The sequence below is a fragment of the Paraglaciecola mesophila genome (genome assembly GCF_009906955.1).
Lineage (GTDB): Bacteria > Pseudomonadota > Gammaproteobacteria > Enterobacterales > Alteromonadaceae > Paraglaciecola > Paraglaciecola mesophila_A.
In genome coordinates this window covers 1091835-1116312 of the sequence record NZ_CP047656.1, presented here as the reverse complement: position 1 = coordinate 1116312, position 24478 = coordinate 1091835, and the positions used below count along the sequence as shown (strand labels likewise).

Below are 24478 nucleotides of genomic sequence, written 5' to 3'. Positions count from 1 at the left end.
TCAAAAGTAAGCCCCATCGAACCGATGTTTTATCCACAATAAGTTCCTTCGAAAATAAGTGTCGTTGGGGAAAGAGTCGTGGAAAAAGTGTCGTGGAAAAAAGCGCCGCTATTGCTCACTACGCGCGGCAATAGCGGAATCAATCGATAATTTACCTGCGCCAGAAAACATTAAGGACACAGAGGCAGCCAGTAACGCTAAGGCGTATTCATAACCGTTATTTGCCATAAATAACCCATTGCTAATGTGCACGCTAAAAATAGCGACCAGCATAGTAATAGCGAGAACCGCTGCCGCGGGGCGTGTTAGCAAACCAACAAGTAACGCTATGCCCCCAAAGAACTCGGCACTACCAGCTAAAAAGGCAAGTGTGTAGCCAGGCTCTAAGCCAATAGATGCCATCCATTGGCCGGAGCCTTCAAGGCCATACCCGCCAAAGGCTCCGAATAACTTCTGGGAACCATGAGCAATAAAAATAATGCCTACTGGAATTCTCAGTGCTAGTGCTGACAAGCCCGCTTGAGATGAGAGTAATTTGTTCAAAAATGTGCTTTTCATGATTTTTCCTCAAAATATTTGATGTTAATAGTGTTCAATCTTTTCAATCTGCCATGCATGTTAGTCTCATTAACTATTAAGCTGCGGCGATGGGGTAAATGTACCTCGCCGATAAAAGAAATGAAATTAGAATGATTTGAGATGTTAATTCAAAAAATTTGAACTTCATGGAATGGCTAGTAATTAAAGTAGCGAGAGCAAGGTAGGTGAGGCCAAACGCAAACGCAAAACACAAAAGACCAAGAAACCACGAGTACGCTAGCGCTATTTTGCGGCGAATTTTCAATGTAGCCTATTTCTACTATGACAAGGGGCCAACTGGACAACTGGACAAGGAGATATGCGGAGAAAAGTATAAGTAAACTGTTGAGGGAGTTATATTTACCGAGATAAGTATGTTGCTGGGTTAGGTATGTTTTCGATTAGATAGCTGGACCGATTAAACATGTTTGGTAGCTCAGATAATACGCTACCAGTGTCTTATGCATAACGCAGGCGCCTAAGGCACCTACGTTGTAAGAGAGCGATTACGTACCCATTTATTCGCCAAACGCCCCTGCGGCACCTGGAAATACAACGGGGCTTTCTGCGCCATCTTGACTCACACTGGCCACACCAAAGAAGTAGTTGTCGATCACTATATTGTCTAACGTGTAGCTATTCACATTGCCCACAAAACGACTGAACTGCCATTGCGGTGCGTCTGTGTAACGCCAATAGATTTTATAGCCTTTAAGTTGTGGATTTTGTTTAGGATCTAGCGCTTGCCAATTTAAGGTGGTGCTTGGTTTGACAGCGCCATTAATCTCTACTTTCGCAGGAGGGGCGGGAGCCCATGCCATACCAGCAAGCGATACTGCGTTAAGCGCAGTCAGCTTTGCCGCATACTCAAAGTTAACCCCTTCGATAGTATCCCCATAATCGATACCGTTTTCACTGCGAATGTCTTGGTGTTGACGATTGTAATTCTCGTTGGTTTCCATAATTCGCACACCCGGATAACCCAAGTCATTGAATGGTCTATGGTGACCGCCGCGACCAAATCTATCTAATCGATAAATAACCATGGTATCTAAATTTGGAATGTAGCGATCTGCCATCAGGTCTATATAACGGGCTAAATTGCGACTTGGTGAGTCAACTTCGCCACCTGTAAAGCGTCGAACACGGGCTTCTTCAGGTGTCTCTGTTTGGCGGGTGCCTTCAGCGAATATGCGGGCAGTGGTGTTGTTAATCACCCCGTTAATGCCTTCTATGTTGCCAATCATGTCGTTGTTCAGCACGGCTTTGATGCGCCAACCGTCTTTTTGAGCTTGTTCGGCCAGTATTTTACCTCCGAATAATCCTTGCTCTTCACCTGCTAACGCTGCGTACACTATGCTGCCATTGAATTTATACTTTGATAACACGCGAGCTGCTTCTAAAGTCCCTGCGACACCAGACGCGTTGTCATTAGCACCAGGGGAAATAGAGGTGCTGTTCATTACGTCAGAGACCCGAGAGTCAATATCGCCAGACATCAACACATAGCGATTTGGATCGTGACTTCCGCGCTGTACAGCGATAACACTGACCACCTCGGTAGCGTCAGGAATTCGCGTTTCACCACTGATGGTTTTCGCTTGAAAATAGACCTCTAAACAGCCACCGCAGGCTTGGGATATCTGTTCAAACTCATTTTTTATCCAGCGCCGTGCAGCGCCAATTCCTTGGGTATCTGATTCGGTTTCAGATAACGTATGGCGAGTGCCAAAGCCGACTAAAGTTCGAATATCGGCCTCAATACGTTCAGGTGAGACAGCCTTGGCGATATCATGCAGTTTTGCTTGGTCTTGATAGTCAGTGGTGCTCTGGGCCAAGCTCATAGTACTGGTCAAACTGAGTGCCAACATGACACTGGCGACATGGAAGTGTTTCATTCATACCTCTTCTTATTATATGTATAACATTGCTTCGCATAATATCGTTATTCTATCATCGAAGTATCACAATGCGCTCAGTCCCCGAGATTTAAAGATGAATGCCAATGCAATCATAGGTTTATACAATAATTAATCTAAAGTGTTCTGTTGGTATGTTTCGGCGCTTTGGTTTTAATGTTGGCCTAAAAGGTCGTCTAGCGATTAAAAAGACACACTATTGCGCATATTCCAATGACTCGGTATTAAAGTGAATTTGAAGCAAAGACGCAGAGTTATCTATTTCTAATGTCGCTAAACCGTTAATGACTAAGGTACCAAGAATACGTACATTTTCGCCAATATGTACTCGTGGTAGCGTATTTGTCAGTTGAACGTGACATGCATCACCCTCGTGACAATGACTTAGAGCGTTTGGATAGCCAAGGACCACGTCTCCGTATATCAATGTATTTCCACTGAGAGATATGTCGCCGTATTGGCTTTTAATATCTCCTGCCACTGTCACACTATCGAGTAAAACCTTGCCTTTGTGCGTGCTAATGGAGCCCGCCACAACACTGTTGGCTCCTAGGGTAATGTTGCCGCTATCTGTAAAAATACTTGATGAAACATAAAGTTCAAACGGACTATAAACATTCCCGTTCACTGATGATATGCGCCTGACCGATGTGCCTGAAGGTAGGCCAACGTGAGCAACGTTAACCTGAATTGATTGCGTGGCAAAGTACTCCAGGCCGAGTTCGGTATTTCTTTGATTAAAAACCTCGGGGCTCTTGCTCAAATGTACGGGGCTTAAATGTGTGCGAGGAGCCTGTAAAGTCGGATGCGCTGTTGGACTAAATGCCAATACACTTAGTACTGATATGACAGGTAGAATAGCCATGATCCCTCATTGTGTGTTCAATGTTTATTATGAGGAGTAGGCAGTTGCTATGCCAATTATCCAACTTATTGTTTTTAATAGTTATTTGTTGTTTTCAGACAGCTAAAATAATGTGGGTTTACAGGTTTTCTGTGAGATTCACTAAAAGTTAGTCAAATATTAAGTGATATTATTTAAATTTTACTGAATTTAAGCGCGTTTAACATCTTGATGAAATTGAACAGGAAAAAGTGCTAATAACGTGTATATATTAACTATGACGTACTTTCATGTTCTGCGTAAGCTAAGTGTCATGGCACTAAATATAGGTGCACACTTTCGTTTATTAAGCCTTCTTTTGATAGGGTTTGGTTTGTTTAGCCACTCTGTATCTGCCCAGCCATTAGACCGCTGCCAATTATTGAGTGATAACAACAAGACTAAGGTGTCAGACTTAACACTTGCCGCTGCGCTTAGCCTTCCAGTTACGCAGTTTGATAATCTATTTTCATTTCAATGCTCCCTTGAACAACCGCGAGTGTTAATGACTAAAGATGGCTTTATTCGACACAGCGTCCTGCTGATAAATGGCGTTGAGCAGAGCGCATTGGCTGCAAATCAACTCGCTTACGCGTTGCCACAAGGAAATTTTAAGCTTGCTTTTCAAATCGATGCTGAGAAAGATTTTACCGCCAGTTTACGCCTACAAAGCTGGCGCGATTACGCGCTAGTGGGGCAGCAACACAATTTGTTGCTAGGGTTGTTTTTTGGCTTGTGCATCACGCTGGTTTTCTATTTGTTCTTTATGGGACGTAGCCTTAACGACGAGCGTTTTCACTACTATTGTTATTACGTGCTTTGCGCCGGTGTATTCTTTCTTTTGCAAGAAGGAAACCTCGATCTTTTCCTCAATGGCAGCTCATTTAATAATCGTTCAGTTAATTTACTTTTTGCTGGATTGACGGTTTTCAGTGGCACCATTTTCGTGGTCGCCTTGCTTGATTTACAGCGTCGCTGGCCTCGATTTACCCGTTTTACAGTTGTCTATCCTGCGGCATTTGTCTTAGCTATATCTATCGCGTTGCAGTTTATAGCAAGGGGGCAATTATTCTCTTGGCTTTCTTCAGTGATGTCGATTATCACTATGCTGCTGATGCTGTGTACCTTTGCGTTAATTGGTTACGCTTCTTATTTACGGGTTCATACAGCCCGCTTAGTGCTATTGGCATCTTGCATCGTATGTTGTGCCATGGTCTTTCGCCTATGGTTCGGCGACTTGAGTCCTTTTATTGAGCGCTACGGTTTAATCTACTCATTTGCAATTGAGAGTTTTTTACTGGCGATAGCCACATCGGAGCGGATCAAGCGGATTAACAACGATAAAATATTTGCTCAGGCGCAGGCTATGACCGACTCCCTCTGTGAAGTATTAAACAGGCGAGGATGGGAAAACGCCGCGCAAAAAATGCTTAGTGAACATCAAGCGAACGGCGGGGTCTTATGCTTGTTGTATATTGATTTAGATAATTTTAAACAAATAAATGACAGCTTTGGCCACAAAGCGGGAGACGAAGTTTTACAAATTATCGCTAAAATTATTCGCAAGCAAATGCGCGACCAAGACGCAGTAGGGCGCTTAGGGGGAGATGAATTCGTGGGATTGGCGCGATTTGAGGACGAGTCTTTACCAATGGCGCTTAAGGCGAGAATGACTCAGCGTCTTCACAATATAAAAATCAGCACTGACAGCGTGCAAATTAAGGTAAATGCCAGTGTAGGCTGCGTGACTTTTGCTCACAGTGACATTAGCGTTAGCGATATGCTGCATAAAGCAGATCATGCGATGTACATTCGTAAACGAGAAAATCAAAGTACAATTTAACCTCTGCTTGCTTGTCGTAAATCTTTGCCAATATACTGTTAAAAATTTTGTAAACGACAGTGAGATCTTGCGTGTTAACTACTGAACAAAAACAACTTTTTCAAACTAATGGATACGTGGTGCTCAGCGAATACTTTTCAGCGGCAGATATGCAATCCTTGAAAAGTGAAGCGCAAGCGATAGTGGAGCAATTCGATCCGAATTCAACACGCGCTGTATTTTCTACCCAAGATCAAAGTAAATCTCGAGATGATTATTTTTTGCAATCAGGCGATAAAATTCGCTGTTTTTTTGAAGAAGAGGCCTTTAATGAAAGCGGTGAATTACAGCAAGAAAAAGCAGTTAGCATCAATAAAATTGGTCACGCATTACATACTTTGAACCCCGTGTTTAAAAAATTCAGTCACGACCCTCGTATTCGCCAAGTCGCCAACGATGTTGGTTTGCTGGCGCCACAAATTCACCAGTCTATGTATATTTTCAAACAACCAAAGATTGGCGGGGTGATCCGCTGGCATCAAGATGGTACCTATTTTTTAAGTGATCCTTTGTCCGTGGTGACATTCTGGATTGCAGTGGAAGACGCTACGATTGAAAATGGTTGTTTACAAGTTAAAGCTGACGGCAGCGATACGCCACTGCGCGAGCAATTTATGCGCTTTGCTAATGACAGCACAGAGCTAAAGGTGCTGGATGACACGCCTTGGCCGAAAGATGAAGACGCTAGACCCCTTGAAGTTAAAAAAGGCTCGCTGGTGGTTTTTGACGGTTTACTGCCGCATTTTAGCGCGCCAAATCGCTCAGCTAAATCGCGCCACGCGTTCACACTGCACGTGACCTGCGCCACGACTCAATATGATCCGTTAAATTGGCTGCAAGCTGAGCCGAGCCCATTGTAAGGGGGTAATTAACTTCGATATAGGGTTTTGATGAGGTGGAAACCGAATTGAGTTTTCACTGGGCCATGTACGGTTAAAATGTCCTTTTTAAACACCACGTTATCAAATGCCTTGACCATAGTACCCGGGCTAAATTCACCCAAATCGCCGCCTTTTTTACCTGATGGGCAAAGTGAATGCTTTTTCGCTAGTTGCTGAAAGTTCGCACCTTTGTCCAATTGCGCTTTAAGTTGCTGTGCTTCTTTTTCCGTTTTGACCAATATGTGACATGCACCTGCTTTCATTGTTTATCACCTTTTATTCTGCTTGCTATGTGGGCACGTGGGGAAATGTGCTTTGCTTCGTGCTCGGTTGGAATAGTTGGGTATTGTGCCACGCTTGATGCATTTGAAACAGAAAAAGCAAGTGAATTAAGGATGCAAAACCTTCTCCTGCTATACACAAAACCTATAAGCTAAACGCCTAAGGTATCGGATATTCTTCGCGTTTCAGTTACTATAAATGGGTCAATGGCGAAATGCCCTAACAGCAGCCGAGTTGGCGTGTATAGCGGGGCAAATATACTGCTTATCAAATGGTAAGTTGAATCTGTGAAAGACAATCAAAAAAGGAGCGAAGGTGTTTGCGTTATCCGATAGAAGCTTAAAAGGGCAAGTCTCTGACCTTGAGTGGCAAACTCGAGTAGATCTTGCTGCCTGTTACCGTTTAGTGGCTGATGCCCGCTGGGGAGATCTCATTTACACCCACATCTCAGCACGTATTCCTGGGACGGACGAATACCTGATTAATCCTTTTGGGCTGACTTTCGAAGAGGTTACCGCGTCTAATTTAGTCAAAGTAGACTTAGACGGTAATATTCTTGATGACTCAAAATACACCATTAATCCTGCAGGCTTCACTATTCACAGCGCAATACATGAAGTGCGTCATGACGCCCAGTGCGTGATACATTTACACACTAAAGCCACCATTAGTGTTGCCAGTTTGCAAGGCGGTTTACAGCCTTGGAGTCAATATGCCATGTTCTCGTTGTCATCAATGAGCTATCACGAATATGAAGGCCTTGCGGTAAATGCTGATGAGAAAAAGCGCTTGCAAGATGATTTAGCTAGCAACAATCATATGTTGTTGCACAACCATGGTGGCCTAACGTTAGGTCCGACTGTGGGGGACGCTTTTATGCGTTTTTATGACTTGCAGCGCGCCTGTGAAATTCAAATGGATCTGTTACAAGCAAATCAGTCTGTTATTGAAATACCGCAAGCGATTGTCGATGGGATCTATGCCCAAGCTAATGTGGTACACAGTGGGCAAACTGGCGGCCAAAAAGCCTGGCCGGCTATGCTACGCAAAGCCTATAAACTCGATCCGTTATTCTGTGAATAATCCCCGATATTACTCAATTTATTAAAATTTACTTTCAGGAACAGCATAAATGAAAATTACTCGCGTCGAAATTTTTGATATTGAATGCCCTAAACGCCCAGTGTGGAACCCGGTTTTTATTCGTATCCATACGGATGAAGGCATCGCTGGGGTCGGCGAAGCGGGCCTTGCATACGACTGGGGACACAGCGCTGCTGCGCATATGATCAAAGAAATCGCTGAGGCATTATTAATCGGCTTTAATCCAGTCAACACAGAATTGCTGTGGAGCAAAATGCTCAGAGAAGGGTTCTGGGGCTTAGGTGGCGGCCCAGTATTTTATGCTGCCATGAGTGCGATAGATACGGCACTTTGGGACATTAAAGCCAAAGCGCTAAATGTCCCTTTATATCAATTGTTAGGCGGTAAAACCAACGGCAAATTGCGTACTTATGCCAGTCAGTTACAGTTCGATTGGGACAAAGAAGTAACGCGTTTGAATGATCCGGTTGACTACGGACGTGCAGCAGAAAAAGCGGTGGCCGAAGGCTATGATGCAGTAAAAGTAGACCCAATCGTGTATGACAAAACCGGAGCAGGGCACTTTGACCGTACCAAGTTATTTACCCAGCCTGAAATGCGTTTATTTAGAGCACGACTGCAAGCCATTCGTGACGCAGTAGGCGATGACGTAGATATTATTTTTGAATGCCACAGTCTACCTGGGGTTGCCACGGCCATTCAGCTAGGTGAAATGGTAGAAGACATCGGCTGTTTGTATTACGAAGAGCCAGTGAATTACTTAAACTCTAAGTTACACGATAAGGTCGCAAAGCGCGTCAATGTGCCCATTGCCGGTGGCGAGCGCTTATATAACCGTTGGGGTGTTAGACCCTATCTAGAAGACCAGAGCTTAGACGTATTACAGCCCGATATCGGTTTATGTGGTGGCTTCACTGAAGCGAAAAAAGTGTGCGACTATGCTGATGTGTATGACGTGCGCATTCAGGCCCATGTATGCGGTGGTCCTGTAGCAACGGCGGCGAGTTTGCATCTAGAAACGGCCATTCCTAACTTTTTAATTCACGAGCACCATACCTACGCCATTAAAGACTGGAACCGCGAATTGTGTATTCAAGATCCACAACCGGTAAATGGTTTCTTTGAAGTCACTGAAACCCCAGGAATTGGTATCGATTTGAACGACGAAATCGTTTATCGCTCACCGCATATGGAAGTGAAATAAATCTCGCAAGCCTAGCACAAGCGCACAGTGCCGCCATTCGAAGGCACTGTGTTGAGTGACTCAGCATTCTCGTTTTTTGGCTTTGCCGATTTAATCTATGTGTTTTTTGACCTTTTTTTGAGTGTCATATTAGTGCTGTAAAAAGGCGAAATTTACACATAGCTCCTACACTTAACTTTCTTACTTCATGGCTTAATTCGTTGTAGATGCATTGCTAGCCATAGGAGCGGCGAAAAGAATGATAAAAGGGAGAATCAGATGTTAAGACGTCAATTTTTACATGCATTAGGATTGAGCGCAGGGGCAGGTTTGGTCAGCATATCGTCTGTATTAAAAGCGGGACCAAAAACAGCACCTAAGGTAGCAGACGCAAATAATGCTCTTGAGCCGGGAGATTGGCAGGCACTGCGTAACTTATTTCCACTAACACGAGATTACATCCAGTTATCTACTTTTTTATTAGCTTCTCATCCCAAACCTGTATCCCAAGCCATCGAAAAGCACAGACAAGCATTTGATGAGAACCCGTCCGATTATTGGCATCAGCACTTTCTTACCATTGACGGTGAAATAATGCAGGCTGCCGCTGACTATATGGGAGGTGAAGCACAACACATCGCCTTAACAGACAGCACAACCATGGGGCTGGGCCTGATCTACAGTGGGCTAAAACTTCAACCTGGGGATGAGATACTGCAAACTGTGCATGATCATTACTCTACTGATATGTCGTTAGCGCATCGTGCCAATCGCACAGGGGCACAAGTAAAGCGCATAGCATTGTACGATCAGCCTTCACGAGTAAGTGTTGCCGATGTGCAAACGCGTTTGCGCGACGCTATCACTGATAAAACAAGAGTGGTGGCTGCTACATGGGTGCATTCATCCACTGGCGTAAAGCTGCCTATTCGGGCTATGGCAGACTTTATTACTAAGCTAAACCGTCAGCGTAAAGTTGACCAACAAATACTATTTTGTGTTGATGGTGTTCATGGTTTTGGCATAGAAGATCAAGATATTAGTCAGTTGGGCTGTGACTTTTTTGTTGCCGGCACTCACAAGTGGATCTTTGGGCCAAGGGGCACAGGCGTGGTGTGGGGAAATGAACGAGCATGGGCCCAAAGCGAACCTGTTATTCCCAGCTTCGGAGCGTCTTACGATGTTTGGCTGGGGTCAACGACGCAAGATAAAGTGCCAATTGGCGAGCATATGTCTCCTGGAGGCTTTCACTCTTTCGAGCACCGCTGGGCATTGCCTGAGGCATTTAAATTACACCTTCAATTAGGCAAGGCAAACGTGCAAAAGCGTATTCATCAATTAAACACGCAAACTAAACAAGGCCTAGCAAAAATGCCTCATGTGACTTTGTATACACCGAGTGACAGTTCACTTTCATCTGGCTTAGTGTGTTTTGATGTGAAAGGGGTAGCGCCCGAAACAGTGGTAGAAAAGATGCACGCCAAAGGCATTATCATGAGCAGCACACCTTATCGTCAAAGCTACGCACGCTTTGCACCGTCACTGCTTAATAACGAACAAGAAATAGAATTGGCGCTGGCTGAGATCCGAGCTCTTGCGTAATGTGGTGTATATTATTAACGCGCTTGCTGTGACCTGATTGTAGATTTCAATACGATGTGAAGCATTTAACAACGAGACGTATTCAATAACGAGACGTATCCAATAACGAGAATGGGCAATCAGTTTTTATGCTGGCTTAACACGCCAAATTTCTTCGCATGCGCTTTTTTATAAGCCTCATCAGCGCTATTAAATTCTTGTAATGATTTGGCAAAATCATCATTCTTTTCAAGAAGGCCGTTAATTTTTTCCAATAAATCTTTTTTTCTATACGTTTGTTCTTGGCTTCCCATGAGAGCGATTGCATATGCTCCGGTCTCGTTCCCTTTGGATACTTCTTCGTCTACTATTTCTCGGATAATACGCCATTCAAATTGGTTTTTGCACACTTCCTTTCGAATGTGGGAGCCAGTGGCGACTTGTTTTTTACATACGAAATGTAAATCTTCATCGTCAATTAAATCGTTAAACTTATGCATAAAAGCGAAACGCTTTTCGTGTCGTAACTTTAAAAGAGAACTTAATGGTTTAGAACCAAGCACTTCTACTCTCTCAATGTCTTCACTAGCTGATTTTTCATTTTGGTATGCTTGCTGAGCAGAGGCGTAAGCTAGTGGAATTGTAAACAGTATAAACATAAGATTGAATTTTCTAAGAATAATGACCAACACGTTTTACTTTCCTATTGCAAAATTGCTTGTACGCTACTAGCGTACAAGCCTGTTAATAGAGCTAATATCCGCCGTGTAGCTCATAAACAAGGCTCCCAAGTCTGGGTAACTTGGTCGTGGCTCTGCACGTAAGTCACGCCTCCCTCTGCTCGAGGGCTGGGGAGCACTACAACACAAGTAGTTGAACTTGTGCGAGAGATGCTAGCTGGACACTCAGGGTAGTAACTATCACCAGTCAAAGTGTTTTCGACGGGTTCTTGAAATTTACCCGACGGCATATATCCACAAATCTTAGTAAATGCTTGGTTTGCAATTACTATTGGCAGGGGGCAGATAAAGCAAAAAATAGAAGTTTACTAACTTTAAACGTAATACATTCCTTATATCATTTGAGACGCTCCATATAATGAGTAAAATAATACTCATTCCGTAAGCCGTCTTTGTCAAGCAAAATCAGCCGTGTAAATGCGGCGGCAAATTTGTTTGATTCATGCCGCCCGAAACAGTGGTAGAAAAGATGCACGCCAAAGGCATTATCATGAGCAGCACGCCTTATCGTCAAAGCTACGCACGCTTTGCACCGTCACTGCTTAATAACGAACAAGAAATAGAGCAGGCACTGGCAGAAGTTAGCGCTTTGGCCTAGCGCTAACATGTGTAATTGAAAAATATCTATAAACAGCAAAAATAAAAAAAGGGGATGATATAAATATCATCCCCTTTTTGCTTCCCCGCCTGCTGTTATGCGGCGTTATTTTGCGGCTGAGAACCTTCCTTGACTAACTGTTGATTGGCATCAAGCAGTTCCATATCAAAGGTGTATTCGTCAACACGCACGGCTAACTGTCGCTTATTGTTATAATCGATTACGCGAGCGTATTCGTCTGCGTTTAGTTCACCGTTTTCATGTAGTTTAGTCACTGCATGTTCAAAGGAAACAAAAGGGACCACAGGGTTTTTGCGTAGTGCTTTTTGCACGACTTTAAGGATGGCCATTACGTCGTGTTTTGCCGCAAATGCCTCTTGGTTGATGTGGTTACCATCACCAGGTATGACCTTAACCAAGTGGGTTAAATCCGCCATGATAGAGCTTTGTGCCATGGTCGCATCTGATAGCTCACGTTTTAGCTTGTCAGAGATGGCCGGCACTGAACGTGTATAGGTATTGGTTAACACGCGCATTAAGCCACGGGTAGCTGTGTTCGGGAAGTTATTCACGAATTCGTTTAGCGCTTGCTCACCCTGTTGTATACACCATTGAATGGCGTATTCAAAGTATGGCTTGGCTTCGACGCGGTTAGTAACACGTTGCTCATAGAAACGTACAACAGCCATCGAGGCATACAAGTAGCTCATTACATCGCCCAAACGAGCCGATAGCATTTCTGCTTTTTTCAAATCACCGCCTAGCACTAACAAAGACAAGTCAGCAAGTGGAGCGAGTTTGGCAGAAAGGGCATTCATGCGTTTTTCGTATGGTTTCACTTCAGGCAAGCTTGACTGCGCCGAACGGGTAAAGGTTAAGTAGCTTTTGCTAAAACTGCGTAAGGCATTTTTAACGCTAAAGCTGATTGTTTTCCCCAATACCTTGTTGAATTCTTTGTCTGCTGATGGCTCATCGCTGTGGATCAAATCAACCATTTCTTTCATGTGAGGGTGACAACGCATCGCACCTTGGCCGAAAATCATCAAGCTTCGAGTTAGAATGTTCGCACCCTCAACGGTAATTGCAATGGGCTGTGCCGCATAACCATTGGCTAAGGTATTCTGTGGGCCACGTTGAATTGCTTTACCCGCTTGAATATCCATGGCGGTATTACACACATCACGGCCTAATTCAGTCATGTGGTATTTAGCCATCGCAGTGACAACAGAAGGTTTAAGGCCTAAACCCAGACCTTCAGTGGTTAATACTCGCATGGCTTCTAATACAAAGGTTTTGCCTGCAATATCGGCAAGCTTTTCTTGAATACCTTCGAAACGCCCAATGGGCACGCCGAATTGTTCACGAACAAATGAGTATTCAGCAGTGGATTTAAGTGCCGATTGAGCAGAAGCAACTCCCATTGCTGGAAGTGAAATACCGCGCCCTGCACCTAGGCAACTAACCAGCATCTGCCAGCCGCGACCAATGTTTTTCTGCCCGCCTATAATGAAATCCATAGGGATAAACACTTTGTTGCCGCGAGTGGTGCCGTTATAAAAACGAATACCCATAGGATCGTGACGATTCCCTAGTTCAACACCTGGGTGTGATTTAGGAATAAGAGCACAGGTAATGCCTAGCTCTTTTTTATCGCCAAGTAGGTTGTCTGGATCAAACACTTTAAATGCAAGGCCAAGCACAGTCGCTATTGGTGCCAGCGTAATGTAACGCTTATCCCAAGTGACGGATAAACCAAGTACTTCTTCACCGTTATATTGGCCTTTCGTGACTATGCCCGTATCAGGAATAGCACCCGCATCAGAGCCAGCTTCTGGGCTGGTAAGGGCAAAACATGGAATGTCTTTACCGACAGCTAAATTTGGCAACCATTGATTTTGCTGCTCTGTAGTGCCGTAGTGCATCAATAGTTCGCCAGGGCCTAACGAATTTGGAACCATCACAGTAACCGCAACAGCACTGCTTTTAACGGCAATGGTGGCCACTATGGTTGAGTTGGCATAAGGAGAGAACTCTAATCCGCCAAATTTCTTTGGAATGATCAAAGCGAAAAATTTATTGACTGATAAAAAGTCCAGCACATTTTGTGGTAGGTGATTGCTGTTTTGTAGCTCGTAATCGTCGACCATTTCTAGCAGTTCTTGCACGGGGCCGTCTAGAAATGCTTGTTCGTCAGCGCTTAGCGTTGCTTTAGGAATTGCACGCAACGCTTGCATGTCTGGTTTGCCACGATAAATTGACGATTCAATCCATACATCTCCCGCATCTAATGCTTCTTGCTCAGTTACGGAAATTGCAGGTAATACTTTTTTCAGGTTTGTTCTAATACTCATAATTTACTCATCCGCTCATCTGACCAGTTGCAATTAATACTACGCATATTCTTGAATAGATCAAATATTTCTTCGTTTTAGGTGTGTCTCTTGGTTGTTATGCTGTGTAAATATTTCGTCACAGATAGCGTTTTTATTCCGCTTTTATCAAGTCAATAAACTTTTAAATCAATATGTTATTGAAAAGCGCGAAAGCCTAAAGTCGATTGTGGATCCATAACGGGGCGCTAATTTTGAATAGGAATGAGCAGGTGTTGTCGTCAGCTAAGTTTGGCTTATCTACATTCACTGACTAGGCGTAGCTGATGAGTTCACGCCCCAGTGAGACGCGTTTTTATACCATTTACTTTTAATAATTTACGCTCAGTGGTTAGTTATTTATTGGAATTGGTATTAAACGTGATGGGAACCGACTGGTATTTACCATGACTTTTGGCGAAGTACACCGCGAAGTGTAAATGCGGCAGTGATGAAAAACCTGTATTACCTGAATAGCCTAGTAACTGTCCGCGCTGAACGTGATCACCTAGCGCAACTGCGACACCTTTGTGCTGTAAGTGATAGTACTCACCTGTGGTGCCATCTTCATGAAGTAGCGTAACGAAATTGGCATATTTGGCATAACGTCGATGGGCCCCTCCACGGCGGTGGTTTTCTTGCAAATCGATAACTTGACCTTCACGTGCAGCATGAATAGGCGTGCCTATAGGCATGGCAAAATCAACGGCGTAGCGCGATGCACCTTGGTGGCTATAACCACCATTGAATCCTTGAACCACTCTAAAGGATTGATTCTTTGCATAGGGTAGAGCATAACGATAACTATCATTATGCTTGGCGTTTTTAATGCCGGGAGTCCAATAGAAGCTTTCATGATTTGAAACCGAACGGTTGGCATCAATGGCACTCAGGGTTAGAATTTTTACTCGGGCTAATGCGTGGAGCACGCGAGTTTCGCTGTACGTGTTCTTTATAGAATTTTCACTTTTAAGGTTACGGGTATCCACATCAAGCGTTGAAGTAATAGGGTAGGGCTTGTTGTTACTTAACCAGTATTCTATGGTTTTACCTCGCTTAATTTTTTCAAAACAAGCCCAGTCGTCAATACAATAAGCTTGGGTTAAGAACGACATACCACTTAATACCGCAACACTTAGCCACCTTTTTATCATTTGAGCCTCTTGGAAACCGTTACACATAGTCATTTGTATTGAGATGCAGACCACTTCACTAGAAATAAATTTCTCATGTCAGGCAAAGTGCCTAATTATTAAGACGAATGGCCTCTTGTATACTCAACCGTTTCATCACCACTGTGAATGTTGACCATTTTTTAACGGCTCTTTTAACTAGATTTGTCGGTATTTATGCCCAATTTAATTTATACATCTCAATAACTTTAGGTGAGTTGCCACACCGAGAGGCTCGGTGCTAGCGTTATCGTGATGATATTACACTCTAAAGGAGCCACAGATGGCTAAAGGTTTGTTGGAAATTGAATTAGGTGAGGAGCTAGCGCCAAGCACTTGGCTGAAAATCGACCAAGAGCGGATTAACCTCTTCGCTGATGCGACGGGAGATCACCAATGGATTCATGTGGATCCAAAAAGATGTGCGAGAGAAAGCCCCTTTAAAACCACGATTGCTCATGGCTATTTGAGTGTGACATTAATGCCAGAGTCCTTTTATCATATGGTTCAGCTCGATTCCGCAAGTCAAACAGTATTGAACTACGGAATAGATAAAATACGCTTTTTAGAGCCAGTTCGTGTTGATGATGAAATACGTTTTGTGTCTTCTTTGGCCAGTAAAGAAAAGAAGCCCCTTGGCACCTTATTTAGCTTCGACACGCAGATAGAAATCAAAGGACGAGACAAGCCTGCTGCTGTAGGTAAATTCTTAATGATGCTTCTGGGTTAAACTTTAGTCTGAGCAATCTTTTTACCCAAAAGATTGCTCTATAATGACTAACTGGTCTGACCATGAATCGAGCTAATATTTACATATAAGTAACATTGCGTTTACATATCAATAATCCCCCCCTACTATCATTGTGTCGCTTAAGTTTAGCGCCCGAGAATCAGTCACTTACTGGTTAGAATTATAACTATTAGACAAAATTGACGCGCGGTCAGTCTGAGTGGAAGCCGTTGTTTACACGCTCGATTTTAATCTGATAATTACCTCGAGAACACACGATGAAGATAAACACACGAGTCAGTGCTTTAGCCGCGGCTATTTCCGCGCAATTTTTATTAACCTCGCCTACCGTATTAGCCCAAGAAGCTAACGTAGAGAAAAAAGAAGATATAGAAATGATTATGGTGACCGGTAGCTTCGTTCGCCGTAGTGAAAACTTTGAATCACCTTCCCCTTTGTCCGTCGTTGATAGTGTTGCTATTGACGCGCTAGGCGCGAAAAACATCGCCGATATCACGCAAACCCTCACCATTAACACCGGGGCTGAAAATAACCCAGATGCATTCACGCAAAACGCCACAGCAGGTACTTCAAATATCAATCTGCGCGGGTTAGGTGTTGCCTCTACTTTGGTGTTGTTAAACAATAAACGCCAAGTGGTTACAGCGCAGCCGACCAACAATGGCTTGAACTTTGTGGATACCAGTTCTCTGGTTCCTATGATCGCGATCGACAGAGTAGAAATTATCAAAGATGGTGCTTCAGCACTCTATGGTTCAGATGCGGTAGCAGGCGTGGTGAACTTTATAACCAAACGAAATTATGACGGCGTTAAGCTCAGCGCAGACTACCAAGACGGTGCTCATGGCAATAATAAAGAATATGTATTGCAAGGTTTATGGGGCACTAGCAGCGATGATAGCAGTATTATAGCGGCAGTGAGCTATACCAATCGTTCACCTCTTTTTATTAAAGATCGTCGTTTAAGTCGCCCGCAAGATGACAGCAGTGCGCTCGGTAACCCAGGCTCATATTTTATTGGACCTACGCCGTTTATTGATCCCTATGGTTGTGAGGAATTCGGTGGAAGTCCATCGTTACTCGCGCCTCCAGGGACTGTACCAGGCTTAGATGTTGGCCTGTGTATGTTTGATTTCGGTAAAGATTATTCATACGTACCAGATGAATCTCGTCTTAATGCTTATGTAAAAGCAGAATATGAATTGACTGACGAAATGAGCTGGACGACTGAAGTTAGCTTTGCACGTAACCGTGCATCTCGTGGTGGCGCGCCAAGTTTCCCAATCCTTACTGGGCCAGTTGTGCCTGCCGATCACCCTGAAAACCCATTTGGACAAGCAGTTACTTTTTTCGGCCGTGCTGAGGGTAACGGTAAAGCCCCTGATTTTGCTAATACGGAATCTGATACATTTCGTTTTAACACCGCATTGCAAGGTGAGCTAGAGCATGGCTTCTGGGAGTTGAGTTATACCAATGCCACCAATGACTTCTTCTTCAGCGTTCCGGACGTGTTGAACACAGAATTTAACTTAGCGTTAAATGGTTTGGGCGGCGGACAATGTAATCCGTTAACAGGTACGCCAGGCGAGGGCGATTGCGAGTACTTTAATCCTTTCGCGACATCGTACACAACTGCGCCTAACTCTCAGTACGTAATTGATTCATTTACAGGGCTTGAAACCATCGATTCAAAATCTGATTTGCAAGTATTTGAAGGTTTTATGTCGTTCGATGTGTTTGATATGGACGGCGGTGCTGCTGGCCTTGCATTTGGTATGCAATACCGCGAAGAATCATTGAGCCAAGATTACGACGCACTGGCTAATCAAGACAGCTTTACGTTTGTAATAGGTAACCCTGACTTTGACGGATCTTTAGATGTGTGGGCTGCGTTTGCTGAGATGGCACTACCGGTAACTGACGATTTAGATATTCAGCTTGCTGTGCGTTACGAAGATTACGGCGGTTCTATTGGCGATACGATTGATCCAAAAGTGGCGTTTTCTTATCGTGCTAGTGAAGAGCTTTCATTCCGTGGTTCAATATCAACCTCGTTCAGAGCACCAACGGTATTTTTGAGAAATGGTGGTGGCACCTCGCTACAGCAACTTGTTGACCCACTCATCGGTGCGAATGCGTTTGCAGCAGTACGCACAGTAGGGAATGAAGACTTAAAACCTGAAGAATCTACCGCTTACAATCTTGGTGTGTCGTTCGAGCCAATTAGCGACTTTTCTATTGAAGTGGACTACTGGAACTTCGAATTTGAAGATTTGATTATTCAAGAGAATCCGCAGGCCGTGTTGAATTTAGACCCAAGCGATCCTGAGCGTGTTGTTCGTGCAGGTGACCCACTGACTGGCCCGCTGACTCAAGTGAACAACACTTACGTGAATGCTAGTTCCCTTGAAACTTCAGGTTTAGATTTTGTGACCAGTTATAAAATAGACACAGATGCTGGCATGTTTGTACCGTCTATCAATGCCACTTATATTTTAGAATATGAGCTAGACGACCCTCAAGCGGGTAAAATAGACGGAGCGGGTCGCAGAAACTTTACCAATATTGGTACTTCGTCTCCTGAACTACGCTTGAATCTAGGTTTAAACTGGTCTTCAGGTGCACACTCAGCTAACATTTTTGCTCGTTATATAGATAGCTATGATGATGATCAAAACTGTGCAGATGGCAGCGTTAATACAGGTTCATGTGAAGCGTTAGGTGGTTTTAAAGGCGTTGATAGCCAAGTGACCTATGACGTGCAGTACAACGTGAATTTGGGCGCCTTGTTTGACACACAAAACAACTATGTATTGTCCGTTGGCGGCATAAACATAACGGACGAAGAGCCACCACAATTATTCACCAACAGTGGTTTCGACAGTAAGGTACATGATCCAAGAGGCCGTCAAATTTACGCACGCTTCGCAGTAGAGTTCTAGGCATTACTTTTATTATGAAAAACCTGCTTCGGCAGGTTTTTTTGTTATGTCGCCTTGTAAACTTAAGTGCCCGCATGAGTAGTATTTAAATCGTCCGTTCACTTTCATTTTAACTCTGTGACGGCATGATAGGCAGTGACGTAGAATGATCAAATAAGAGGATGATATGGTCGACAAATTAACAGAGGGTGAAACCCAAGCGAAGTTGAATGAGTTAAACAAAGATTTGCCGGCAGAGCAGCAGTGGCAAATTAACAACGATAAATTGACTAAAAATTTTAAGTTCAAGAGTTTTATCCGCGCATTCGGCTGGATGAGTCAAATTGCTATTTGGGCCGAGAAGCTCAATCACCATCCTGAGTGGTTTAATGTATATAATAAAGTAGAAGTTAATTTAACAACGCACGACGTGGGTGGTTTAAGTGAGTTGGACTTTAAACTGGCGGCTAAAATGGATCTTTTCCACGTTTAGGGCAACACGTAACCAGCTGATTTGTATGAATTGTATACAGAGCAATTAAACTTCTGGATTAATTTGTGATTTATGCTTCACAACACTTGCACCGTCCCGTTAGCTATGTATAATACGCCCCACTCGAGACGCGACACACATTACGATGTGTTGTTATCGACAAAGATTTCAAGCGCGGGATGGAGCAGTCTGGTAGCTCGTCGGGCTCATAACCCGAAGGTCGTAGGTTCAAATCCTGCTCCCGCAACCACTTTTTGAAACTTGGCATTCAGTCAATTTTCGGTGAGAATAGTGGACTAGGGTCCAGAAACAAAAAGCCCCGCTTGTACGGGGCTTTTTGTTATCCTTTTTATCCTGTTTTTAATTTACTCTGGGCTGATGGCCCTTTTTTCGTTTTTGGAGCGTGAGTTTTGTCACAACTAGAACAGAAATTAACTGAAATGTTGACCGCACCTGTCGAAGCCCTTGGTTTTGAGATGGTGGGGATTGAATTTGTTCGCGCAGGAAAACACTCAACCATGCGCGTTTACATTGATCACCCCGATGGTATTACGGTGGATCATTGCGCAGAGGTAAGCCACCAAGTAAGTGCTGTGCTTGACGTGGAAGACCCTATTAATACCGAATACAACTTAGAAGTGTCCTCACCGGGCATGGAACGTCCCTTATTTAAGTTACAGCATTATATTGATTCAGTGGGTGAAGTCGTCACATTACGATTGAAAATGCCAATGGGAGACAGACGTAATTTCAAAGGTAAATTATTGTCTGAAGCTGATGGCATGCTAACTATTGAAGTCGATAACCAAGAATTTGTATTGGCCTTTGCCAATATTGAAAAAGGCAATGTTGTTCCAACGTTTGATTGAGTAGATGGCCATAAAGGCTTTTGCTAAAGAATAATCAGTGAGGCAATCATGAATAAAGAAATTTTGTTAGTGGCGGAAGCCGTTTCAAATGAAAAACAAGTTCCAAGAGAAAAAATCTTTGAAGCGTTAGAGTTCGCCATTGCAAGTGCTACTAAAAAGAAAACTGAAGGCGAGATTGAAGTTCGAGTATCTATCGACCGCGTTACAGGTGATTTCGATACATTCCGTCGTTGGATGGTTATCGCTGATGATCAAAAGCAAGAGAATCCATTTGCTGAAATGACCTTGTCTGCAGCTCAAATTGACGAGCCAGATATTCAATTAGGTGAATATGTTGAAGATCAAATCGAGTCCATTAAATTTGACCGTATAACGACGCAAACGGCTAAGCAAGTCATCGTACAAAAGGTACGTGAAGCTGAGCGCGCTCAAGTGATGGCAGAATACGAAGAACGTGTTGGTGATTTAATTACCGGTACAGTCAAAAAGGTTAACCGCGATAATATTATTATCGATTTAGGTAATAATGCTGAAGGCGTTATTTACCGCGATGACATGCTACCTCGAGAAACTTTCCGTCCAGGTGACCGTGTTCGTGGTTTACTTTACGTTATTCGACCTGAAGCGCGCGGAGCACAGTTATTTATTAGCCGTACTCACCCAGACATGTTGGTCGAGCTGTTCAGACTGGAAGTGCCTGAAATTGCTGAAGAAACATTAGAAATCAAAGCTGCGGCTCGCGATCCTGGTTCACGAGCTAAAATCGCAGTGAAAACCAATGACAAACGCTTGGACCCAGTGGGGGCATGTGTTGGTATGCGGGGCTCACGAGTTCAAGCGGTAAGCAGTGAGCTAAGCGGTGAGCGCGTTGATATCGTGCTGTGGGACGACAACCCAGCACAGTTTGTTATCAATGCTATGGCACCAGCTGAAGTGGCATCAATTGTAGTTGATGAAGATAACCACACTATGGATGTTGCGGTTGAGTCTGACAACTTAGCACAAGCAATTGGCCGTAGTGGTCAAAACGTACGTTTAGCCGCTCAGCTTACGGGCTGGGAGTTGAACGTGATGACAGTTGAAGACTTAAATGCCAAACACGAAGAAGAAAATTCTAAAGTACTGGCTGTTTTCGTCAATGGTCTTGATATTGACGAAGAATTCGCCGCGGTATTGGTTGATGAAGGTTTCTCTACGCTTGAAGAAATTGCTTATGTACCCATTAATGAGCTACTTGAAATTGACGGCCTTGATGAAGACATCGTTGAAGATTTACGTAGCAGAGCGCGCGCAGCATTAACCACGCAAGCGTTAGCCAACGAAGAGACATTGGAAGCCTCTGAACCAAAAGAAGAGCTATTAAGTTTAGCCGGTATGGAACGCCATGTTGCCTATACATTGGCAAGTCGCGGTATTACCGATCTTGAAGCGCTAGCGGAGCAAGGCGTAGACGAGATCAGCGATATTGAAGAACTAGACGAAGAAAAAGCGGGCCAATTAATCATGGCTGCACGTAACATTGTCTGGTTTAACGAAGAATAGGGTCACCAAAGAGGAATTACGAATATGGCAGAAGTATCCATTGAAAAACTCGCCGCCGATATCGGCACTTCGGTTGACCGCTTAGTTAAGCAGTTTAAAGATGCTGATATTGTTAAAGCGGCAAATGAAAACGTGACTGAAGATGAAAAACGTCAGCTGTTGGATTATTTAAGCAAACAACATGGCGGTACGGGCTCTGAAGCGCCCAAGCGAATGACACTACAACGCAAGACGACTAGCACGCTCAATATGGGCAAGTCTAAGGCGGTAACGGTAGAAGTACGTAAAAAACGTACTTATGTTAAGCGTACTGATTTAGAAGAAGCGCGTTTAGCGGAAGAAGAGACAGCTCGTGCATTAGCTGAGCAACAAGCAAAGCTTGAAGCTGAAAAAGCCGCCGAAGAAGAAGCGAAAAAAGCCGCTGAAGAAAAAGCGAAGAAAGCCGCTGAATCTAAAGCAAAGGCAGAAGCAGAGCGTCTTGCTCGTGCAGAAAAAGCGAAAAAAGAAGCAGAGGCGCGTCAAGCTGAAGAGTCTGCTTTGAGCCCCGAGGAAAAAGCGGAACAAGAGCGTGCTCGCACAGAAGCGGAGAATATCCGCAAGAAGCAAGAGCAAGAAGCGCAGCGCAAGCTTGAAGAAGATGCGAAAAAAGCAGCAGAAGAAGCACGCAAGTTAGCTGAAGAAAACTCACGTCGCTGGAAAGAAGAAGAAGAGCGCCGTAAGAAGCAAGAAGCAGAAGAAGTGCATGTACACAGTAACCGTTATGCACAAGAAGCTGAAGATGCTGATGATATTAAAATTGAACGTGGTGGACGTCGTCGTAAAAAGTCAAAACGTAATGCAGGTTCTGACCTTAAGCATGCGTTTAACAAGCCAGCTCAACCGGTTGAACGTATCGTACGTTTAGGCGAAACGATCACCGTTAGTGACTTAGCAAGTAAGTTGGCTATTAAAGCCACTGAAGTTATCAAAGCCATGATGAAAATGGGTGAGATGGCGACGATTAACCAAGTATTAGACCAAGAAACAGCGGTATTAGTCGTTGAAGAAATGGGTCATAAATACGAGCTTGTTAACGACAACGCGTTAGAAGATGAATTGTTGGCAGATAATGTAACCTCTGACTTGGCATCTCGTGCACCAGTTGTGACTATCATGGGTCACGTTGACCATGGTAAAACATCGTTACTTGATTACATTCGCCGTGCGAAGGTAGCCGCAGGTGAAGCCGGTGGTATTACTCAGCACATTGGTGCCTATAGTGTTGAGACTGATAATGGGCGCATTGCGTTCTTAGATACACCAGGTCACGCTGCGTTTACCGCCATGCGCGCTCGTGGTGCCACAGCAACGGATATCGTTGTTCTGGTTGTCGCAGCAGATGATGGCGTAATGCCACAAACCAAAGAAGCGGTGCAGCACTCTAAAGCTGCTGGCGTTCCTTTGATTGTAGCTGTTAATAAAATGGATAAAGACAGCGCGGATCCTGATCGCGTTAAAACTGAATTGTCACAACTTGAAGTGATTTCAGAAGAGTGGGGCGGTGAGCATCAGTTCGTTAACGTTTCCGCTAAAACGGGTTTAGGTATTGATGCATTACTAGAAGCGATTAGCTTACAAGCTGAATTACTTGATCTTAAAGCGCCGCCTACAGGTTCTGCTAAAGGGATTGTTATTGAGTCGCGCTTAGATAAAGGTCGCGGTCCAGTCGCTTCTGTACTGGTGCAAGAAGGTCAACTTAAAGCCGGTGATATCTTGCTTTGTGGTATTGAGTATGGCCGAGTTCGTGCTATGCGTGATGAAAACGGCAACACGGTTGATATCGCAGGCCCGTCAACACCAGTAGAAGTACTTGGTTTATCAGGTGTGCCTGTTGCCGGTGAAGATGCTCTAGTGGTTCAAGACGAGCGTAAGGCCCGTGAAGTAGCGACTAAACGTAATGCTAAACAACGCGAAATTAAACTTGCTAAGCAACAAAAAGCGAAACTTGAAAACATGTTCGCCAACATGGAAGCAGGAGATGTTAGCGAACTTAACATCGTGCTTAAAGCCGACGTTCAAGGTTCAGTTGAAGCGATCTCTGACTCACTGACTAAATTGTCTACTTCTGAAGTGAAAGTGAACATAGTAGGCAGCGGTGTAGGTGGTATTACTGAAACTGATGCCAGCTTGGCTGCAGCATCAAGCGCTATCGTGGTTGGTTTCAACGTACGTGCTGATGCAAGTGCTAGACGTATCATTGAATCAGAAGAAATTGATTTACGTTACTACAGTGTTATCTATAGCTTGATTGATGAAGTTAAGATGGCGATGACAGGTATGCTAGCGCCAGAGTTCAAACAAGAAATTATTGGCTTGGCTGAAGTACGTGACGTGTTCAAGTCACCGAAATTGGGCGCGATTGCTGGTTGTATGGTCGTTGAAGGTACAATTAAACGCAGTAACCCAATCCGCGTATTGCGTGAGAATGTGGTTATCTATGAAGGTGAGCTTGAGTCACTAAGACGCTTCAAAGATGACGTACAAGAAGTACGTAACGGTGTTGAGTGTGGTATCGGCGTGAAGAACTACAATGACGTTAAAGTGGGCGACCAAATCGAAGTATTTGAAATCGTTCAAGTTGAGCGTGAGCTATAATTCGCCAACCTAGAATGTTAGCGCGTTAACGAGTATTGAATTAAAACGGAGGCTTAGGCCTCCGTTTTGTCTTAACAAAAGCATAATTTAGTGCT

General features: G+C 44.0%; 18 protein-coding genes, 1 tRNA gene and 1 pseudogene. 13 read left to right on the top strand and 7 right to left on the bottom strand.

Going from position 1 to position 24478, the window contains the following annotated elements:
- Positions 1 to 108: 108 nt before the first annotated feature.
- The 3 genes from FX988_RS04725 to FX988_RS04715 form a co-directional block, all read right to left on the bottom strand.
- A complete protein-coding gene (locus FX988_RS04725) occupies positions 109 to 558 on the bottom strand; it encodes a DoxX family protein (RefSeq protein WP_160178565.1) in 450 nt (149 codons plus the stop codon).
- A gap of 539 nt (positions 559 to 1097) precedes the next feature.
- Entirely contained in the window at positions 1098 to 2477 is a 1380-nt protein-coding gene (locus FX988_RS04720; RefSeq protein WP_007983938.1) for a M28 family metallopeptidase, read from the bottom strand.
- Between the two features lie 217 nt (positions 2478 to 2694).
- A complete protein-coding gene (locus FX988_RS04715) occupies positions 2695 to 3363 on the bottom strand; it encodes a hypothetical protein (RefSeq protein WP_160178564.1) in 669 nt (222 codons plus the stop codon).
- A 292-nt stretch (positions 3364 to 3655) separates the two neighbouring features.
- On the opposite strand from FX988_RS04715, the gene FX988_RS04710 reads away from it, so the two are divergent.
- Positions 3656 to 5224 carry a GGDEF domain-containing protein gene (locus tag FX988_RS04710; RefSeq protein WP_254700720.1) on the top strand — a complete coding sequence of 523 codons (1569 nt, stop codon included), beginning with the start codon at positions 3656 to 3658 and terminating at the stop codon, positions 5222 to 5224.
- A gap of 71 nt (positions 5225 to 5295) precedes the next feature.
- The gene (locus FX988_RS04705; protein ID WP_007983932.1) at positions 5296 to 6123 is read left to right on the top strand and encodes a phytanoyl-CoA dioxygenase family protein; all 828 of its coding nucleotides are present in this window, start codon (positions 5296 to 5298) and stop codon (positions 6121 to 6123) included.
- Positions 6124 to 6131: 8 nt separating this feature from the next.
- Here FX988_RS04705 and FX988_RS04700 read toward each other — a convergent pair whose 3' ends face one another.
- Positions 6132 to 6407, bottom strand: a complete 276-nt coding sequence (locus FX988_RS04700; RefSeq protein ID WP_008303067.1) for a peptidylprolyl isomerase — start codon at positions 6405 to 6407, stop codon at positions 6132 to 6134.
- A 334-nt stretch (positions 6408 to 6741) separates the two neighbouring features.
- On the opposite strand from FX988_RS04700, the gene FX988_RS04695 reads away from it, so the two are divergent.
- From FX988_RS04695 to FX988_RS04685, 3 genes are all read left to right on the top strand, one after another.
- Complete coding sequence (locus FX988_RS04695; RefSeq protein ID WP_007983926.1) at positions 6742 to 7509, top strand: class II aldolase/adducin family protein; 768 nt, start codon at positions 6742 to 6744, stop codon at positions 7507 to 7509.
- A 49-nt stretch (positions 7510 to 7558) separates the two neighbouring features.
- Entirely contained in the window at positions 7559 to 8734 is a 1176-nt protein-coding gene (locus FX988_RS04690; RefSeq protein WP_007983924.1) for a mandelate racemase/muconate lactonizing enzyme family protein, read from the top strand.
- Between the two features lie 258 nt (positions 8735 to 8992).
- Positions 8993 to 10315, top strand: a complete 1323-nt coding sequence (locus FX988_RS04685; RefSeq protein ID WP_160178563.1) for an aminotransferase class V-fold PLP-dependent enzyme — start codon at positions 8993 to 8995, stop codon at positions 10313 to 10315.
- Between the two features lie 119 nt (positions 10316 to 10434).
- Here the strand turns inward: FX988_RS04685 and FX988_RS04680 are convergent, their stop codons facing one another.
- Positions 10435 to 10986, bottom strand: a complete 552-nt coding sequence (locus tag FX988_RS04680) for a hypothetical protein (protein WP_008303073.1) — start codon at positions 10984 to 10986, stop codon at positions 10435 to 10437.
- Between the two features lie 496 nt (positions 10987 to 11482).
- On the opposite strand from FX988_RS04680, the pseudogene FX988_RS04675 reads away from it, so the two are divergent.
- Positions 11483 to 11632: pseudogene (locus tag FX988_RS04675) on the top strand (aminotransferase class V-fold PLP-dependent enzyme); the annotation flags it as partial.
- 95 nt (positions 11633 to 11727) lie between these two features.
- Here FX988_RS04675 and FX988_RS04670 read toward each other — a convergent pair.
- Entirely contained in the window at positions 11728 to 13983 is a 2256-nt protein-coding gene (locus FX988_RS04670; RefSeq protein ID WP_160178562.1) for an acyl-CoA dehydrogenase, read from the bottom strand.
- A gap of 374 nt (positions 13984 to 14357) precedes the next feature.
- Positions 14358 to 15155 carry a M23 family metallopeptidase gene (locus tag FX988_RS04665; RefSeq protein ID WP_007985475.1) on the bottom strand — a complete coding sequence of 266 codons (798 nt, stop codon included), beginning with the start codon at positions 15153 to 15155 and terminating at the stop codon, positions 14358 to 14360.
- Between the two features lie 301 nt (positions 15156 to 15456).
- Here FX988_RS04665 and FX988_RS04660 point away from each other — a divergent pair, with 301 nt between their 5' ends.
- The 7 genes from FX988_RS04660 (at position 15457) to infB (ending at position 24383) form a co-directional block, all read left to right on the top strand.
- Positions 15457 to 15903, top strand: a complete 447-nt coding sequence (locus FX988_RS04660; RefSeq protein WP_007985477.1) for a MaoC family dehydratase — start codon at positions 15457 to 15459, stop codon at positions 15901 to 15903.
- A gap of 278 nt (positions 15904 to 16181) precedes the next feature.
- Entirely contained in the window at positions 16182 to 18866 is a 2685-nt protein-coding gene (locus FX988_RS04655) for a TonB-dependent receptor plug domain-containing protein (protein WP_160178561.1), read from the top strand.
- Positions 18867 to 19032: 166 nt separating this feature from the next.
- On the top strand, positions 19033 to 19338 hold the full coding sequence (locus tag FX988_RS04650) for a 4a-hydroxytetrahydrobiopterin dehydratase (protein ID WP_007985481.1): 306 nt from the start codon (positions 19033 to 19035) through the stop codon (positions 19336 to 19338).
- A 173-nt stretch (positions 19339 to 19511) separates the two neighbouring features.
- Positions 19512 to 19588: transfer RNA gene (locus tag FX988_RS04645), tRNA-Met, on the top strand.
- Positions 19589 to 19748: 160 nt separating this feature from the next.
- On the top strand, positions 19749 to 20207 hold the full coding sequence (gene rimP, locus FX988_RS04640) for a ribosome maturation factor RimP (RefSeq protein WP_007985483.1): 459 nt from the start codon (positions 19749 to 19751) through the stop codon (positions 20205 to 20207).
- 48 nt (positions 20208 to 20255) lie between these two features.
- Positions 20256 to 21749 carry a transcription termination factor NusA gene (gene nusA / locus FX988_RS04635; RefSeq protein ID WP_160178560.1) on the top strand — a complete coding sequence of 498 codons (1494 nt, stop codon included), beginning with the start codon at positions 20256 to 20258 and terminating at the stop codon, positions 21747 to 21749.
- A 24-nt stretch (positions 21750 to 21773) separates the two neighbouring features.
- Entirely contained in the window at positions 21774 to 24383 is a 2610-nt protein-coding gene (infB, locus tag FX988_RS04630) for a translation initiation factor IF-2 (RefSeq protein ID WP_160178559.1), read from the top strand.
- Positions 24384 to 24478 lie beyond the last annotated feature (95 nt).